The sequence below is a fragment of the Actinomadura sp. NPDC000929 genome (genome assembly GCF_040492065.1).
In the GTDB taxonomy this organism is placed as follows: domain Bacteria; phylum Actinomycetota; class Actinomycetes; order Streptosporangiales; family Streptosporangiaceae; genus Spirillospora; species Spirillospora verrucosospora.
The window spans coordinates 1-15,176 of the sequence record NZ_JBEUPA010000178.1 but is presented as its reverse complement, the minus strand read 5'-3'; the positions used below and the strand labels follow the sequence as shown (position 1 = coordinate 15,176).

At 74.1% G+C, this 15,176-nt stretch carries 15 protein-coding genes and 2 riboswitches; of the genes, 12 read left to right on the top strand and 3 right to left on the bottom strand.

Annotated features, from left to right (window positions below; all coding sequences use genetic code 11):
- The 7 genes from ABWI04_RS37265 to ABWI04_RS37235 form a co-directional block, all read left to right on the top strand.
- Positions 1-437, top strand: a 437-nt coding sequence (locus ABWI04_RS37265; RefSeq protein ID WP_353835322.1) for a DUF881 domain-containing protein, incomplete at its 5' end; no start/stop codon positions are given.
- Between the two features lie 22 nt (positions 438-459).
- Entirely contained in the window at positions 460-792 is a 333-nt protein-coding gene (locus ABWI04_RS37260; RefSeq protein ID WP_353835321.1) for a small basic family protein, read from the top strand.
- The gene (locus ABWI04_RS37255) at positions 789-1,562 is read left to right on the top strand and encodes a DUF881 domain-containing protein (RefSeq protein WP_345183960.1); all 774 of its coding nucleotides are present in this window, start codon (positions 789-791) and stop codon (positions 1,560-1,562) included. The genes ABWI04_RS37260 and ABWI04_RS37255 overlap by 4 nt, the downstream gene beginning before the upstream one ends.
- A gap of 309 nt (positions 1,563-1,871) precedes the next feature.
- Complete coding sequence (locus ABWI04_RS37250) at positions 1,872-2,402, top strand: double zinc ribbon and FHA domain-containing protein (RefSeq protein ID WP_089315636.1); 531 nt, start codon at positions 1,872-1,874, stop codon at positions 2,400-2,402.
- 39 nt (positions 2,403-2,441) lie between these two features.
- Positions 2,442-3,173 (top strand): transcriptional regulator FtsR, encoded by a 732-nt coding sequence (ftsR, locus tag ABWI04_RS37245; RefSeq protein ID WP_353835320.1) that lies wholly within the window; start codon positions 2,442-2,444, stop codon positions 3,171-3,173.
- 142 nt (positions 3,174-3,315) lie between these two features.
- On the top strand, positions 3,316-3,786 hold the full coding sequence (locus ABWI04_RS37240) for a bifunctional nuclease family protein (protein ID WP_067886188.1): 471 nt from the start codon (positions 3,316-3,318) through the stop codon (positions 3,784-3,786).
- A 319-nt stretch (positions 3,787-4,105) separates the two neighbouring features.
- A complete protein-coding gene (locus ABWI04_RS37235; RefSeq protein ID WP_345183957.1) occupies positions 4,106-4,711 on the top strand; it encodes a MerR family transcriptional regulator in 606 nt (201 codons plus the stop codon).
- Positions 4,712-4,715: 4 nt separating this feature from the next.
- Here the strand turns inward: ABWI04_RS37235 and ABWI04_RS37230 are convergent, their stop codons facing one another.
- Positions 4,716-7,187, bottom strand: coding sequence for a lysylphosphatidylglycerol synthase transmembrane domain-containing protein (locus ABWI04_RS37230; protein ID WP_353835319.1), 2,472 nt, complete (start codon positions 7,185-7,187; stop codon positions 4,716-4,718).
- A 271-nt stretch (positions 7,188-7,458) separates the two neighbouring features.
- Positions 7,459-7,553, top strand: a riboswitch (glycine riboswitch).
- Positions 7,554-7,664: riboswitch (glycine riboswitch) on the top strand. It begins immediately after the preceding riboswitch.
- 59 nt (positions 7,665-7,723) lie between these two features.
- Between ABWI04_RS37230 and gcvP the strand changes: the two genes are divergently transcribed.
- Complete coding sequence (gcvP, locus tag ABWI04_RS37225) at positions 7,724-10,594, top strand: aminomethyl-transferring glycine dehydrogenase (protein WP_353835318.1); 2,871 nt, start codon at positions 7,724-7,726, stop codon at positions 10,592-10,594.
- A 520-nt stretch (positions 10,595-11,114) separates the two neighbouring features.
- The gene (locus tag ABWI04_RS37220; protein WP_345183954.1) at positions 11,115-12,224 is read left to right on the top strand and encodes a tetratricopeptide repeat protein; all 1,110 of its coding nucleotides are present in this window, start codon (positions 11,115-11,117) and stop codon (positions 12,222-12,224) included.
- Here ABWI04_RS37220 and ABWI04_RS37215 read toward each other — a convergent pair.
- The gene (locus ABWI04_RS37215) at positions 12,221-12,646 is read right to left on the bottom strand and encodes a PPOX class F420-dependent oxidoreductase (RefSeq protein WP_353835317.1); all 426 of its coding nucleotides are present in this window, start codon (positions 12,644-12,646) and stop codon (positions 12,221-12,223) included. The two genes, ABWI04_RS37220 and ABWI04_RS37215, sit on opposite strands and share 4 nt — an antisense overlap.
- 51 nt (positions 12,647-12,697) lie before the next feature.
- On the opposite strand from ABWI04_RS37215, the gene ABWI04_RS37210 reads away from it, so the two are divergent.
- Entirely contained in the window at positions 12,698-13,315 is a 618-nt protein-coding gene (locus tag ABWI04_RS37210) for an alpha/beta hydrolase family protein (protein WP_345183952.1), read from the top strand.
- Positions 13,316-13,412: 97 nt separating this feature from the next.
- Here the strand turns inward: ABWI04_RS37210 and ABWI04_RS37205 are convergent, their stop codons facing one another.
- Positions 13,413-13,616, bottom strand: coding sequence for a DUF5999 family protein (locus tag ABWI04_RS37205; protein ID WP_345183950.1), 204 nt, complete (start codon positions 13,614-13,616; stop codon positions 13,413-13,415).
- 280 nt (positions 13,617-13,896) lie between these two features.
- Here ABWI04_RS37205 and ABWI04_RS37200 point away from each other — a divergent pair, with 280 nt between their 5' ends.
- Both ABWI04_RS37200 and ABWI04_RS37195 read left to right on the top strand, forming a co-directional pair.
- A complete protein-coding gene (locus tag ABWI04_RS37200) occupies positions 13,897-14,625 on the top strand; it encodes a (Fe-S)-binding protein (protein ID WP_345183948.1) in 729 nt (242 codons plus the stop codon).
- 53 nt (positions 14,626-14,678) lie between these two features.
- The coding region (locus tag ABWI04_RS37195) for an LUD domain-containing protein (RefSeq protein WP_353835316.1) at positions 14,679-15,176 on the top strand (498 nt) is incomplete at its 3' end.

Here is a 15,176-nt window from a genome sequence, read left to right as displayed (position 1 = left end):
TAGGGGTGCAGCGGCTGGTGGAAGGCGTCGTCGACGGAGGCGTACTCCACCGCGCGGCCCGCGTACATCACCAGGATGTCGTCGGACAGCTCAATCAGGACCTCCAGGTCCTGGTGAACGGGCTGTGGGCGGCGGGCGCGCGGGCCATCGGCGTCAACGGCCGGCGGCTCACCCCGACCACCGCGATCCGCGCCGCCGGTGAGGCGATCCTGGTCGACTATCGGCCGCTCGGCGGGCCCTACGAGGTCACGGCGGTCGGCGACCCCGGGCGGCTGCGGGCCGCCTTCGCCGGCTCGCCCGCGGACCGGCGGCTCGCGGCGCTGCGCGACCGGTTCGGGATCAGGTACGGCACGCGCCGCTCGGACGAGGTGCGGCTGCCCGCCGCGGGGGCGGTCCGGCTGCGGTACGCCGTCCCCGGCGAGGGGGGCGGCCGGTGAGCGGGGGAGGGGTGACCCGGAGATGATCGCGCTGATCGGGCTCGTGGCCGGCGTCACGCTGGGCCTGCTGATCCAGCCGGACGTCCCGCTCTGGCTCCAGCCCTACCTGCCGATCGCGATCGTGGCGGCGCTCGACGCCATGTTCGGCGGCGTCCGGGCCCGGCTGGAGGGCATCTTCGACGAGAAGGTCTTCACGGTCTCCTTCGTCAGCAACACCGTCATCGCCGCGCTGATCGTCTTCCTCGGGGACAAGCTCGGCGTCGGCTCGCAGCTGTCCACCGGCGTCGTGGTCGTCCTCGGCATCCGGATCTTCTCCAACGCGGCGGCCATCCGGCGGAAGCTGTTCGGCGCATGACCGGCGGCGAGGCCACGCGGAAGGCGCCACCGGAGGACGGGCGGGCCGCGGAGAACGAGGGGCCACCCGAGGACGGACGGGTTCCGCCCGCGCCCGGAGGCCTGCGCGCCCTCGCCGATCTGCTGCGCCCGCGCGTCAGCCCCGGGCAGCTCGTCGGCGGGCTCCTGTGCCTCGTGCTGGGGTTCGCCGTCGCCGCGCAGGTGCGCTCGACCGAGCGCGACACCACTTTCGCCACCGCGCGGCAGGACGAGCTCGTCGGCATCCTCGCGGATCTGGGCCAGCGCTCCGAACGGCTGAGGGGCGACCTGCGGGACCTGGAGGAGACGAAGGCCCGCCTGGAGCGCGACGAGGGCGGAACGGCTCTGGAGGAGGCGCGCGAGCGGGCGACCACCTACGGCCTGCTGGCGGGCACGCTCCCCGCCGAGGGCCCCGGCATCGAACTGCGCATCGACGACCCCCGGCACGGCGTGAAGGCCCTGAACCTTCTGGACGCCCTGGAGGAACTCCGCGACGCGGGCGCCGAGGTCATCCAGGTCGGCGACGTCCGCGTCGGCGTCGACACCCACTTCCTGGACGACCGCGACGGCGTCCGCGCGGACGGCAGGCTCCTCACCGCCCCGTACCGGTTCCTGGCCATCGGCGACCCGCACACGATGACGACCGCGCTCAACATCCCGGGAGGCCTCGTCCGCACGCTGGAGGGCGCCGGGGCCCGCGTCCTGATCACCCGGCGCGCGAAGCTGGCCGTCGGCGCGGTACGGTCTCCCTAGAGGGGACGGGGGGACGGTAAACCGGGCACCGTGCCGGGACGTCGTGATCGCGGCGGTCCGCGCGGCGGCATGGACCTGCGATCATCGTCGAATGTAGTTTGGTGCAGCCGGTTCACCGTTCCGGTTGACCCCTCGGGTGATAGCCGCGTAAGTTGCGGCGACCGTCGCGTGAGCGGGCGGTGAAGCTGGACCGTTGCCGGGGCGGATCCCCGGCGTGGGTTGGGTGAAGGATGCGCGTGGCGCAGGCGGTCCCCGCTACGGCGGGCGGCCCGCGGGCGGCACGCCGATGGTAGGAGGCCGAGCCGATCGATGCCGAGCGTCTACTGCACGCAGTGCGGTCACGCCAACCCGGATGATGCCCGCTTCTGCTCGAACTGCGGCACTCCGCTGAGGAGTTCGGCGCCGCCGCCTCCCCGGGAGTCGCCGGGCGAGTCCACGTCCACGATCTCCATCGGGGGATTCGAGGCGCTGGACACCGACGCCGGCGCCGAGGAGCCGGCCGGGCCCGACCAGATGGCGATGGAGGCGCTCCCCCCGGGCACCGCGCTGCTCGTCGTCAAGCGCGGGCCCAACGCCGGCAGCCGCTTCCTGCTCGACAAGGACCGCACGTCCGCCGGGCGGCACCCCGAGAGCGACATCTTCCTGGACGACGTCACCGTCTCCCGCCGGCACGCCGAGTTCGCCCGGCAGGGCGGCGTGTTCTCCGTCCGCGACACCGGCAGCCTCAACGGCACCTACGTCAACCGGCAGCGGATCGACCAGGCCGGGCTGTCGGGCGGCGACGAGGTCCAGATCGGCAAGTTCCGGTTGGTGTTCCTCACCAACCCGGCCCACGGCTGACGGAACGCGGCGAGGTCGCGGCGAACGATGGGAGGGCCCTTGAGCGCGGAGCCGGCCCGGTCCCCGATGACCATCGGGGACGTCCTCGGGCTGCTCAGGACGGAGTTCCCCGACATCACGATCTCCAAGATCCGCTTCCTGGAGTCCGAGGGGCTCGTCGAGCCGGAGCGCAGCCCCTCCGGCTACCGCAAGTTCGGCGAGGCCGACGTCGAGCGCCTGCGCTACGTCCTCACCGCGCAGCGCGACCACTACCTGCCGCTGCGCGTCATCCGGCAGCAGCTGGAGGCGCGCGACCGCGGTGAGAGCGTCCCGCCGCCCGGCGCGCGCCGCCCCGGCCCGGCCGAGCCTGAGCGGCGGCGCCCCCGCACGCTCGTGGCCGCCGACACGACCGCGGTGGAGCCCGCCGTGCGGCTCACCCGCCGCCAGCTCCTGGACGGGGCCGGGATCGACGAGGCCCTCCTCGTCCGCCTGGAGGAGTACGGCCTCGTCCGCCGGATCGGCGCGCACTACGAGGGCGAGGCGCTCAACATCGCGCGCGTGGCCGCCGCGCTCGAGGACTTCGGCTTCGAGGTCCGGCACCTGCGCGCCGTCAAGGCCGCCGCCGACCGGCAGGTCGGCCTGATCGAGCAGATGGTCGCGCCGCAGCTGCGCCGCCGCAGCCGCGGCGCGCACGAGGAGGCCGCCGAGACCGCGCGCGAGATCGCCGCGCTGTCGGTCCGGCTGCACGCCGCGCTGGTGGGCGCGGGCCTGCGCGAGAGCCTCGACCACTGATCACGCGGCCGGTGGAGGATTTTGCCGTACCCCGCGCGCCGCGAGCTGTCCGAGCCTGGGTGTACGTTGGCTACATGGTTCGGTCAGGAATCGATCCGCTGCACGTGGTGATCGAGACAGCGAGAACCAGCAGGGAGCCGCAGTGAAGCAGATGGAGGTCGTCGGCGTCCGGGTCGAGATGCCCTCCAATCAGCCGATCGTCCTGTTGAAGGAGACGGAGGGCGATCGCTACCTGCCCATCTGGATCGGGGCGGTGGAGGCGACCGCGATCGCCTTCGCCCAGCAGGGGGTGCTGCCCGCCCGGCCCCTCACCCACGACCTGTTCCGCGACGTGCTGGACGCGCTGAGCGTCCAGCTCCGCACGGTCAACATCACCGCGCTGCGCGAGGGGATCTTCTTCGCCGACCTCGTCTTCTCCAACGGCGTCGAGGTGAGCGCGCGCCCGTCCGACTCCATCGCCCTCGCGCTGCGCACGGGCGCCACGATCTTCGCGAGCGAGGACGTCCTGGAGGAGGCCGGCGTCGCCATCCCCGACGAGCAGGAGGACGAGGTCGAGAAGTTCCGCGAGTTCCTCGACACGATCTCCCCTGAGGACTTCGGCCGCGCCGGTTAGGCCTCTCCGGCACCCCGGGGCGAGCGGCCGCTGTGCCGTATGTCACTCTGGAGTGCGAGATCATGCGATCGGGCGAATGGTCGCCCATTGCGCCGGACCTGGCGGTTTTTGCGGGGGAACCATCGGGGTATGGACTGCGTGGGTGACGAAGGTGCGCAGTTTGCCCACGTGAAGCCGGTTCATCCGGGCATGCGACGCGCCGACGGTGAACGTTGACCACACCCTGACCGGCACCTACCGTGCTGGTGGAACACCCGTGGTGTTATTCGTCAAACCCCCTTGACGAACCGCTACGGGATGATAGAAGCCGGAGGTCCGCGTGGCGGTGAGCAGCGGCGAGGGCAAGGCGACCCCCGACAGGCGCGTGGCGTCCCGCCGTGCCGGAGAGCAGGGCCTGCTCTTCGACACCCAGGTGTCGGCGCCGCCGGAGGACGTCGGTTACCGCGGCCCGACGGCGTGCGCCGCGGCGGGCATCACCTACCGGCAGCTCGACTACTGGGCCCGCACGAAGCTGGTGGAGCCGAGCGTGCGGTCGGCCCAGGGGTCCGGCAGCCAGCGGTTGTACAGCTTCCGCGACGTCCTCGTCCTGAAGGTCGTCAAGCGGCTCCTCGACACCGGCGTCTCGTTGCAGCAGATACGCACGGCCGTCTCCCACCTGCGCGACCGCGGCGTCCAGGACCTCGCCCAGATCACTCTGATGAGCGACGGTGTCAGCGTCTACGAGTGCACCTCGCCCGACGAGGTCGTCGACCTCCTCCAGGGCGGCCAGGGCGTGTTCGGCATCGCGCTCGGACGGGTGTGGCAGGAGGTGGAGGGCAGTCTCGCGGAACTGCCCGCTGAACGCGCCTCCACCGGCGACGAGGACCCCGCCGGGCACCACCACGACGAACTGGCCGACCGGCGGCGCGCCCGCCGCACCGGCTGACCCCTCAGAGCGCCTCTTTGCGCTGCAGGAAGGCGAACGCCCCCCACCCCGGCAGGACCGGCAGCCACAGCGTCAGGAGCCGGTAGAGCAGCACCGCCGACGTGGCCGTCTCCGCCGTCAGCCCCGAGATCGTCAACGCCAGCGTGAGCGCGCCCTCGACGGCGCCGAGCCCGCCCGGCGTCGGCGCCGCCGAACCCACCGCGTTCGCGGTGAGGAACACCAGCACCACCGTCGTCCACGGCAGCGACCCGCCGAACGCCCGGATCGAGGCGTCCAGGCACAGCGTGAACGCCAGCGTCAGCAGCAGGGTGCCGCCCATCCCGGTGGACAGCTTCTTCGGCGACTGCAGCACGTCCACCAGGCGCGGCACCACGCCCGAGAACATGGCCCTCAGCCGCGAGGCGACCACCCGCCGCACCCGCGGCACCGTCAGCGCGAGCCCCGCGAGCAGCCCCAGCCCGAGCACCGCGAGCACGATCGTCCGGGACGGGGCCAGGTCCTGCGTCGCCTTCGCCGTCGAACCGGTCAGGAACCCGAACAGCACCAGCAGCAGGATGTGGGTGACCATCCCCACGAGCTGGGACGCGCCCACGCTCGCGACGGCGAGGGCGGGCCGGACGCCCGAGCGCTGCAGGTAGCGCGTGTTGACGGCGACGCCGCCCACGGCCGCCGGCGCGACCAGCTTCACGAACGACGCCGCCAGCTGCACCAGGACCGTCCGCCCCAGCGGCAGCCGCTCCGGGACGAACCCCATCAGCATGAACGCTGCGGCGACGTAGGTGAGCGCCGCCGCCCCGAGGGCCGCGGCCACCCAGTGCCAGCTCGCCGTGGCCGCGAGGCGGCCGATGTCCAGGCTCGTCACCTGGGGGATGACGATGTACGCCGCGACCGACAGCGCCACGATGCTGACGATGGTCCGCGGCCGGAAGCGCTCCAGCTTGGCCGGGGGCGCCTCCGTCTCCGGCTTCAGCCGGACGATCTGCTCCCGGATGCGGGTCAGCAGGTCCTTGTGGTGCCGCAGCGCGGTGCGGGTCGCCCGCGACAGCGCCACCCGCTGCAGCAGCGGCACCGCCCCGCCGAGGGCCTCCTCGCCCAGCACCGGCGCCGCCGTCCCCACCGCCCGCTCCGGCCCCGCGCGCAGCGCCAGCGTCGTGAGCAGCTGCGCGAGGTCCAGGCGCAGCGCCAGGTCGCCGGCCGCCGTCTCCCCGAACCGCAGGTCGGTCAGGTAGGCCAGCCCGTCGTCGCCGACCAGGACCGCCTCGCCCTCCAGCCGCCGGTGCGCGAGCCGCCCCGCCTGCAGCGCCCGGAACTGCCGCCACACGTCCGCCAGCAGCTCGTCGGTGATCTCCGCGTCGGGGACGTCCCCGAGCCGCCGCCCCGGGACGTGCTCGTAGGCCAGCAGCGCCGCCTCGGTGCCGACCTCGCACGTGCCGACGAGCCGGGGCGTCCGGGCGCCCGCGGCGTCCACCGCGTACGCCGCCAGCGACTCCAGCTCCAGGGACCGGCGCAGCGACCGCAGCGTCCGCCCCGTCGTGGCGCCGCGCAGCCGCAGCAGCCGCCAGACGCGGTAGAGCAGCCCGGCGGTCTGCTGGTCGCGGTCCAGGACGCGGACCTCCACGTCCCAGTCGCCGTGCCGCCCCCGGCCCGCCGGGAGCCGGGCGCCGTACCCGCCCTGCGGGGAGGGGGCGAGGGCGACGCCGTAGCGGCGGGTCTCGTCGGCGTCGTGCGTGCCGTCCAGGCGCGCCGCCCGCCGCGGGTGCAGCCCGAGCCGTTCGAGCGCGGCCACCACGGCCGTCCCGGACGGGCGGGGATTCGGCGTCCCGACGGCGTAGAGGGTGCCGTGGCCGATGGCGCGGCCGAGCAGGTAGGTGGCCGCCAGCGCGGCGACGGAGGCGTAGGACGCCGTCAGCCCCGTCAGCGCCGCCAGTCCGATCATGGTCCAGGTCGCGGCCTGCCAGCGGGCGCGGCCCGCCATCCCGACCGCGCTCACGAAGGCGATGACCGGGGCGATGTCGGTGTGCACCGGCGCGGTCTCCGTGCCGCCCCAGATCAGCGAGTCGAGCACGCCGCCCGGCGCGGCCCGCACCACCAGGTCGTCCAGGCCCACCGTGATCCCGAACGCGATCATCGCGGCCAGCAGCGCGATCGCCACGCGGACGCCGTCCTTGTGGAAGAGCCGCTCGATCGCGAACGCGATCGGCACGGCCAGCACCCCGAAGCTGGACACCAGCGTCGCCAGCGTCAGCAGCAGCCGCGGCGCGTGCGCGGTGCCCTGCGCGATGTCGGTCTGCAGGCCGTGGGTGGTCTGCTGCGCGATCGACACCAGCAGCATCACCGCCGCCAGCCCCACCACGGACGCCGCGAACCGGATGGCGTCGGAGGGCCGGCGGATCCGGTACGGCTGGGCGGGCTCGTCGACGGGCGCGCCGGCCGCGCCCTGCGCCGGGCGCACCGCTCCGTCGTGGGTCTGTGTCACGCCGTACCGCCGCCCTGACCATCCGCCATCGTGATCAGCGTCCCAGACCCGGCGGCGCGCCGTCGAGTCGCGGGGCCGCCGCCGGGACGCGCGTCCATCCCGCAGCCTCGTCTCCCCGCCCCCGTGCGGCCCGGGGCCGTCGCGCCCCAGGTGAGTCAGCACATGGTACTCGCCGGTAGACCGCCCGCGCCGCGGGGCGCGGCCCCTTCCGGCGGGCCGGAACGACGTCGCGGACGCGCCTTTGGGTAGGGTTCGACCTAGGACATGCCGTCAACCCTGTGCGGGAGAGACCCCACGCCGCCAGCGTGGGGCGCCGAAGGGGCAACCTCCCCGGAACCTCTCAGGCAAAAGGACCGCACGGGCGAGGCACCTCTGGAAAGCAGGCGTCGGTCCCCGCGCGCGGGGAAGGGCGGCTCACCGAAGGGGAAACCCCGCCGCGCGGGTGAAGCTCTCAGGTGCCATGACAGAGGGGGAGAACGGCCGCCGGCCCGCGCCGGCGGCGCACCTGAGCGACCGCAGCAGCCAGGAGGCCCTCCATGACCGCCCAGTTCTTCGCCCCTGTGGCCGCGCCGCAGCATCCCCGGTCGGCGTTCGCCGACCGGCATGTCGGCCCCTCGCCGGACGACCAGGCGAGGATGCTGGCCGCCATCGGCTACTCCGGCGCCGAGGCGCTGATCGACCACGCGGTCCCCGCCGCGATCCGCACGTCCCGTCCGCTGGACCTGCCGCCCGCGCTGAGCGAGACCGCCGCGCTGGACCGGCTCCGCGAGCTCGCGTCCCGCAACACCGTCCTGACGTCCATGATCGGGCTCGGCTACCACGGGACGACCACGCCCGGCGTGATCATGCGGAACGTGCTGGAGAACCCGGGCTGGTACACCGCCTACACCCCCTACCAGCCGGAGATCTCCCAGGGGCGGCTCGAAGCCCTGCTGAACTTCCAGACGATGGTGGGCGACCTGACCGGGCTGCCCGTCGCGAACGCCTCCATGCTGGACGAGGGCACCGCCGCCGCCGAGGCCATGGCCCTCGCGCACCGCGTCTCCCGGCGCAAGGAGCCCGGGGCGTTCCTCGTCGACATCGACACGCTCCCGCAGACGATCGAGGTCGTCCGGACCCGCGCGATCCCGCTCGGCATCGAGATCGTCATCGCCGACCTGTCCCGCGGCCTGCCCGACGGCGACTTCTTCGGCGTGCTGCTGCAGTACCCGGGCGCGTCCGGCGCCGTCCGCGACCTGGAGCCCGTCATCGCGCAGGCCCACGAGCGCGGCGCCAAGGCCGTCGTGGCCGCCGACCTGCTGGCGCTGACCCTGCTGCGCCCGCCCGGCGAGTCCGGCGCCGACATCGCGGTGGGCTCCGCGCAGCGGTTCGGCGTCCCCTACGGGTTCGGCGGACCGCACGCCGGCTACATGGCGGTCGGCGAGGGCATCCAGCGCCAGCTCCCCGGCCGGCTCGTGGGCGTGTCCGTCGACGCGGACGGCGCCACCGCCTACCGGCTGGCCCTCCAGACCCGCGAGCAGCACATCCGCCGCGAGAAGGCCACCAGCAACATCTGCACCGCCCAGGTCCTGCTCGCCGTGATGGCGAGCATGTACGCCGTGTACCACGGCCCCGAGGGGCTGGCCGCGATCGCGCAGCGGACGCACCGCCGGGCCGCCGAGATCGCCGCGGGGCTGCGCGCCGGCGGCGTCGAGGTCGTCCACGACTCGTTCTTCGACACGGTCCTGGCCCGCGTGCCGGGCCGCGCCGCCGAGGTCGTCGCGGCCGCCCGCGAGCGCGGAATCAACCTGCGCCCGGACGGCCCCGACCGGGTCGCGGCCGCCTGCGACGAGACGACGCTGCCCGCGCACGTGACGGCCGTGCTCGAGGCGTTCGGCGCGACCGAGGTGGGCGAGGTCCCCGAGGCGTTCCCGGACGCCCTGCGCCGCGAGAGCCCCTACCTGACCCACCCCGTCTTCCACACGCACCGCTCCGAGACCGCGATGCTGCGCTACCTGCGCAGGCTCCAGGACAAGGACATCGCGCTCGACCGCTCCATGATCCCGCTCGGCTCCTGCACGATGAAGCTCAACGCCACCGCCGAGATGGAGCCGATCACCTGGCCGGAGTTCGCCGCGATCCACCCGTTCGCGCCGCTCGACCAGGCCGCCGGCTACGTCGAGCTGATCGGCGAGCTGGAGGGCTTCCTCGCCGAGATCACCGGGTACGCGAAGGTCTCCGTCCAGCCGAACGCCGGCTCCCAGGGCGAGCTGGCCGGCCTGCTCGCCATCCGCGGCTACCACGCGTCCCGCGGCGAGGAGCACCGCGACGTCTGCCTGATCCCCTCCTCGGCGCACGGCACCAACGCCGCCAGCGCCGTCATGGCCGGGATGCGGGTCGTCGTCGTCACGTGCGACGAGGGCGGCAACATCGACCTCGACGACCTGCGCGCCAAGCTCGGCGAGCACGGCGAGCGCCTCGCGGCGATCATGGTGACCTACCCGTCCACGCACGGCGTCTTCGAGGAGACGATCACCGAGGTGTGCGCGGCCGTGCACGAGGCCGGCGGCCAGGTCTACGTCGACGGCGCCAACCTCAACGCGCTCGTCGGCCTCGCCCGCCCCGGCGAGTTCGGCTCGGACGTCTCCCACCTCAACCTGCACAAGACGTTCTGCATCCCGCACGGCGGCGGCGGCCCCGGCGTCGGCCCGATCGGCGTCCGCGAGCACCTGGCCCCGTTCCTGCCCAACCACCCGATGCGCGAGGAGGCCGGCCCCGGCACCGGCGTCGGCCCCATCTCGGCCGCCCCGTGGGGATCGGCCGGCATCCTGCCGATCTCCTGGGCCTACATCGCGATGATGGGCCCGGACGGGCTGCGCGCCGCCACCGAGGGCGCGATCATCGGCGCCAACTACCTCGCCGCCCGCCTCGCCCCGCACTACCCGATCCTCTACACCGGCCGCGACGGCCTCGTCGCGCACGAGTGCATCGCCGACCTCCGCAAGATCACCAAGGAGACGGGGATCACCGCCGAGGACGTCGCCAAGCGCCTCATCGACTACGGCTTCCACGCCCCGACCCTGTCGTTCCCCGTCGCCGGCACCCTGATGATCGAGCCCACCGAGTCCGAGGACCTCGCCGAGCTCGACCGGTTCTGCGACGCCATGATCGAGATCCGCCGGGAGATCCAGCGCGTCGCCGACGGCGGCTACGACGCCGAGGACAACCCCCTCAAGAACGCCCCCCACACCGCCGCCTGCCTCGTTTCCGACGACTGGAAGCACGCCTACACGCGCGAGGAGGCCGCCTACCCCCTCCCGTCCCTGCGGGAGAACAAGTACTGGCCGCCCGTCCGCCGCATCGACCAGGCCTACGGCGACCGCAACCTCGTCTGCTCCTGCCCGCCTCCGGAAGCGTTCGAGGACTGAATTGGATTGTGGTTTCCAGGCTGAGGCGCCTAGGGGCGCCTCAGCCTGGAAAGCCACGTGCGATCGCTGGCATCGCTCCGGCTCGCCTTGCGGCTCGCTGCTGTGTTTATTGCAGTGCTCTCCTCCTTCGGGCCTTGACGGCCCTCCATCGTCGAGCACTGCGTGCGATCGCTGGCATCGCTCCGGCTCGCCTTGCGGCTCGCTGCGCGATCAGGTTCTCGCTTCGCTTGAACCTGCCTTCGGACGCGATCGCGGTCATTGAGGTCGTTGCGGGGTTGCGACGGTGGCTGGGGTCGGCGGGGTGGTTTGCGATGGCCCTGCTCGCTTGGACCTGGGCCTCGGGCGAATCGCCGGGATTGCTTCGGCTGATCTTGCGGCTCGCTGCGTGTGGGAGGTCGCCGTGACGGAGCGGGCGATGGATTTGTGATCTTGCTTGGGTTTTGGGGTGTCGTCGCGGGACGGGGGCGGCGCGGATCGCTACGCTCTTTGCGGACCCCGACCCCCAGAGGGCAGAAGAGCGATGATCGAGTCTCCGGACGCGGTATCCGACGACCCTGCGCGACTGTGCGAGGAGGCCCGCGGCCTCGCCGAGAGCGGTGAGGCCGAGAGGGCCGCGCTGCTGTTCGAGAAGGTGCTCGCGCTGGGCGACACCCCCTTCCGGGCGCGGGCGGCGCTGGGGCTGGCGGTCGTCCTGGACGACGCCGGGCACGTCGAGCGCGCCCGGGAGGCCGACCGGACGGCGATCGCCACCGCCGATCCCGAGTACGGGCCGCGCGCCGCCTACCACCTGGCGCTCACCCACGAGCGGGCGGGCGAGCACGAGCGGGCGGCGCCCGCCTGGCGGGTCGTGGTCGACTTCGGCAACCCCGCCTACCTGCCGCCCGCCCATCTGGCCCTCGCCCGGATCGCCGACGACGCCGGCGACTTCGACGCGGCCCGCGACCACTGGGAGGCGGTGATCGCGACCGGGGACGCCGAGTACGGGCCGCCCGCCGCGCACGACCTGGCCCAGCGGCTGCTGGAGCGCGACGAGCCCGCGCGGGCCCAGCGGGTCCTGACCGCCGGGCTCAAGCTGATCGACCGGGGCGCCGACCCCTACGCGTACGGGCGGCTCGCCGTGGCGCTCGGCATCTCCTACCTCGACCAGGCGATCGGCGCGTTCGGCGCGGCGCTGGGGGACGAGCCGGCCGACCCGGAGGTCGGGCCGCTGGCCACCGAGCTGCTGGCGCGGACCCTGCCGCTGCGGGGGCGGGGCGCCGAGGCGGGCGAGGTGTGGCGGCGGGGCCTCGCCGAGCCCGGCACCGCGGGGCAGGTGCGGGCGCGGCTGCGCCGCGACTTCGGCGACGCCGACGACGACGGCGACCTGTGGTGGGAGCCGGTCGTCGAGCGCGCCGTGTCGGACGGCACGCTCCCCGCCCTCGCCGGCGAGGCGTTCGGCGCCCTCGACCACATGTACGCGCTGCTCGCCGTCCGGTACGCCGAACGACGGGCCGGCGACGCCCGCGAGACCCTCGGCAGGGCGGTGCGGGTGCCGGGCGGCTACGCGTGGGGCCCGCTGCTGCACGAGAGTTTCGCCGAGCGGTTCCGCCTGGCGACCGGCACGGCCGCCCCGGACTGGACCGACGGCTAGCCGGCGATGGCGCGCTGGGCGATCACCTTGGTGATGCGGGCGCGGACGAGGTACTCGGTGGGGACGGCGTTGCGCCGCCCGAACTCCTCGGCCCGGTCGGCGCCCATGTAGCGGCCGCCGATGACGGTCGCCCAGCGGAGCATCTCGTCGAGGTCCTCGACGAGGGACGCCTCGGCCTGGATCAGCACGTACGAGTACGGTGGCGCCTGGTCGTCGACGCAGATGGACAGGCGCGGGTCGCGGGCGAGGACGCGGCCCTTCACGCTCTGGTGCCCCGTGTTGAACAGCAGGTCGTCGCCGTCGAGGACGAACCAGATCGGCGTCACGTGCGGCGTGCCGTCCTTGCGGGTGACGGCGGCCTTGCCGGTGCGGGTGCCCTCCATGACGAACGCGCGCCATTCGCTGTCGGTCATCGTCTCCATGGGTCCAGTCTGCCGCACCGGCCGTTCGCGGCTGCCGCTACGGTGAGTCACATGAAGGTCGCGACGGCGCACGGGCCCGCCGAGGTGGTGCTCGACGAGGTGGACGACCCGGCGTTCCTGCTGGTGCTGACGCACGGGTCGAACGGGGGAGTGGAGGCGGCCGACCTGCTGGCGGTGCGGGCGGAGGCGCTGGGGCTCGGCGGCGCCGTCGCGCGGGTGGTCCAGCCGTTCCGGCTCGCCGGGCGGCGGGCGCCGGGGCCGGCGGCCAAGCAGGACGAGGCGTGGCTGGAGATCGTCGCGGCGCTGCGGAAGCGGTTCGGGGACGTCACGCTGGTTCAGGGCGGCCGCAGCAACGGGGCGAGGGTCGCGTGCCGGACGGCGGAGGCCGCCGGGGCGGCCGGCGTGGTGGCGCTGGCGTTCCCCCTGCACCCGCCGGGCAGGCCGGAGAAGACCCGGGTGGAGGAGTTGCGGTCGGCGGGGGTCGAGGTCGTCGTCGTCAACGGCGACCGCGACCCGTTCGGCGTCCCCGACCCGGCGGACGCGGCGCAGGTCGCGGTCCTGCCGGGCGAGCGGCACGACCTCGGCAAGGACCCCGCGGCCGTCGGTCGTGCCGTGGAGCCGTGGCTGAAGCGGTGGGCGGCCCGTCCGGTGCGGACGGGCCGGCGGTAGAGTCGCTCCGGGCCCGGGGCGGGCCCAGAGACCGGTCGTGGGCGGGCGTGCCCCCGAGGATGATCACCCGTTTGAACTAGTCCCCCGTGGAGACCGCTCAAGCGGCGGACGTGGCCTGCGCGTCCGTCGGCCGGTGCGGCGCGATGACTCCCCCGTCGGGCAGCAGCTCACCGGTGTCCTCGAACAGCACGACCCCGTTGCACAGCAGGCTCCACCCCTGTTCGGGGTGCGAGGCCAGCGTGCGGGCGGCGTCGCGGTCGGGTGCGTTGTGGGAGGGACAAGGCGGCTGGTGCGGGCACATGGCGTGCCTCCGGTCTCAACTACTGGTGGGTCGTGGTGCTTTCCTGTTCTGACGCACCCAAGTGTGGAGTGGTTCGCCCCCACCGGCCATAGCCCGTTGGGACGGTTGTCCATTGGTTCCGGAGTACCGGTCGGGTGTGATCCCTCCCACTCCCGGGGCGCCACGCAGTAGCGTGCCTCCCGCGCGATAACGGACGAAGAACGACACGCCGCCGGAGGCTGAAACCCCTACGATGTTCGGCGGGGGAACGGGCTCTGCGGGGGCGGGGGGAGTGAGGCCGGTGCGGGTCGCGCTGTCCGTCGCGTGCTTCGAGGACGTGCTGTTCCCCGGCACCGCGAAGGCCGTGACCGTGCTGCTGGAGCGGCTCGGGCACGAGGTGGCGTTCCCGCCGGGGCAGACGTGCTGCGGCCAGTTCCACTGGACGGCCGGCTACCACCGCGAGGCCGCCGGGCTTGCCCGCTCCCACGCGGCCGCGTTCGAGGGCTGCGAGGTCGTGGTGGCGCCGTCGGCGTCGTGCGCCGCGACCGTCCGCGCCGACTACCCGAAGATCGCCCGTACGGCCCGCGACCCCGGCCTGGCCCGCGCCGCCGAGGGCCTCGCCGTCTACGAGCTGACGGAGTTCCTCGTCGACGTCCTCGGGATCACCGACGTGGGCGCGTACTTCCCGCACCGGGTCACCTATCACCCGTCCTGCCGGTCCCTGCGCACTCTCGGCGTCGGCGACCGGCCGGTGCGGCTGCTGCGTGCGGTGCGGGGCCTGGATCTCGTGGAGCTGCCGTCCGCGGGGGAGTGCTGCGGGTTCGGCGGCGCGTTCGCGATGAAGAACGCGGACGTGTCGGTCGCGATGGTGGCCGACAAGGTCCGGCACGTCCGCGCCACCGGGGCGGACGTGGTCTGCGCGGTCGACGACTCGTGCCTGGCCCACATCGGCGGCGCGCTGTCGCGGCTGCGCGGCGGCGTCCGGACGATGCACCTGGCGGAGATCCTCGCGGAGACGGGGCCGGTGTGACGGCCTCCTCTCCGGGGACGCCGCCGTCCTCCGGCAGGAGCGGACCCGTCCCGGTGCCGAGGCCGAAGTTCGCCGCCGCCGCACGGCCGGAACTGGCCGACACGCGGCTGCGCCGCAACCTGCGCGGCGCGACGGCCGCGCTGCGGGAGCGGGAGGCCGCCGCGGCGGCCGAGGCCGCCGACTGGGAGGACCTGCGCGAGGCCGGACGAGCGATCAAGGATGGCGCGCTGCTCGACCTGGACGCCCATCTGGAGGAGCTGGAGCGGGCCGTCACCGAGTCGGGCGGCACCGTGCACTGGGCGGCGGACGCGGCGGAGGCGCGCCGCGTCGTCACCGGCCTGGTCCGCGCGACGGGCGCCAGGGAGGTCGTCAAGGCCGCGTCCGCGACGACGCGGGAGATCGGCCTGAACGACGCGCTCGCCCGCGCGGGCGTGACCGTCCGCGAGACCGGCGTCGCCGAGATGGCGGTGCAGCTCGGCGAGGACGCGCCGTCCCACCTGCTGTCCCCGGCCGCGCACCGCGACCGCGCGGAGATCGCGGAGGTGTTCCGG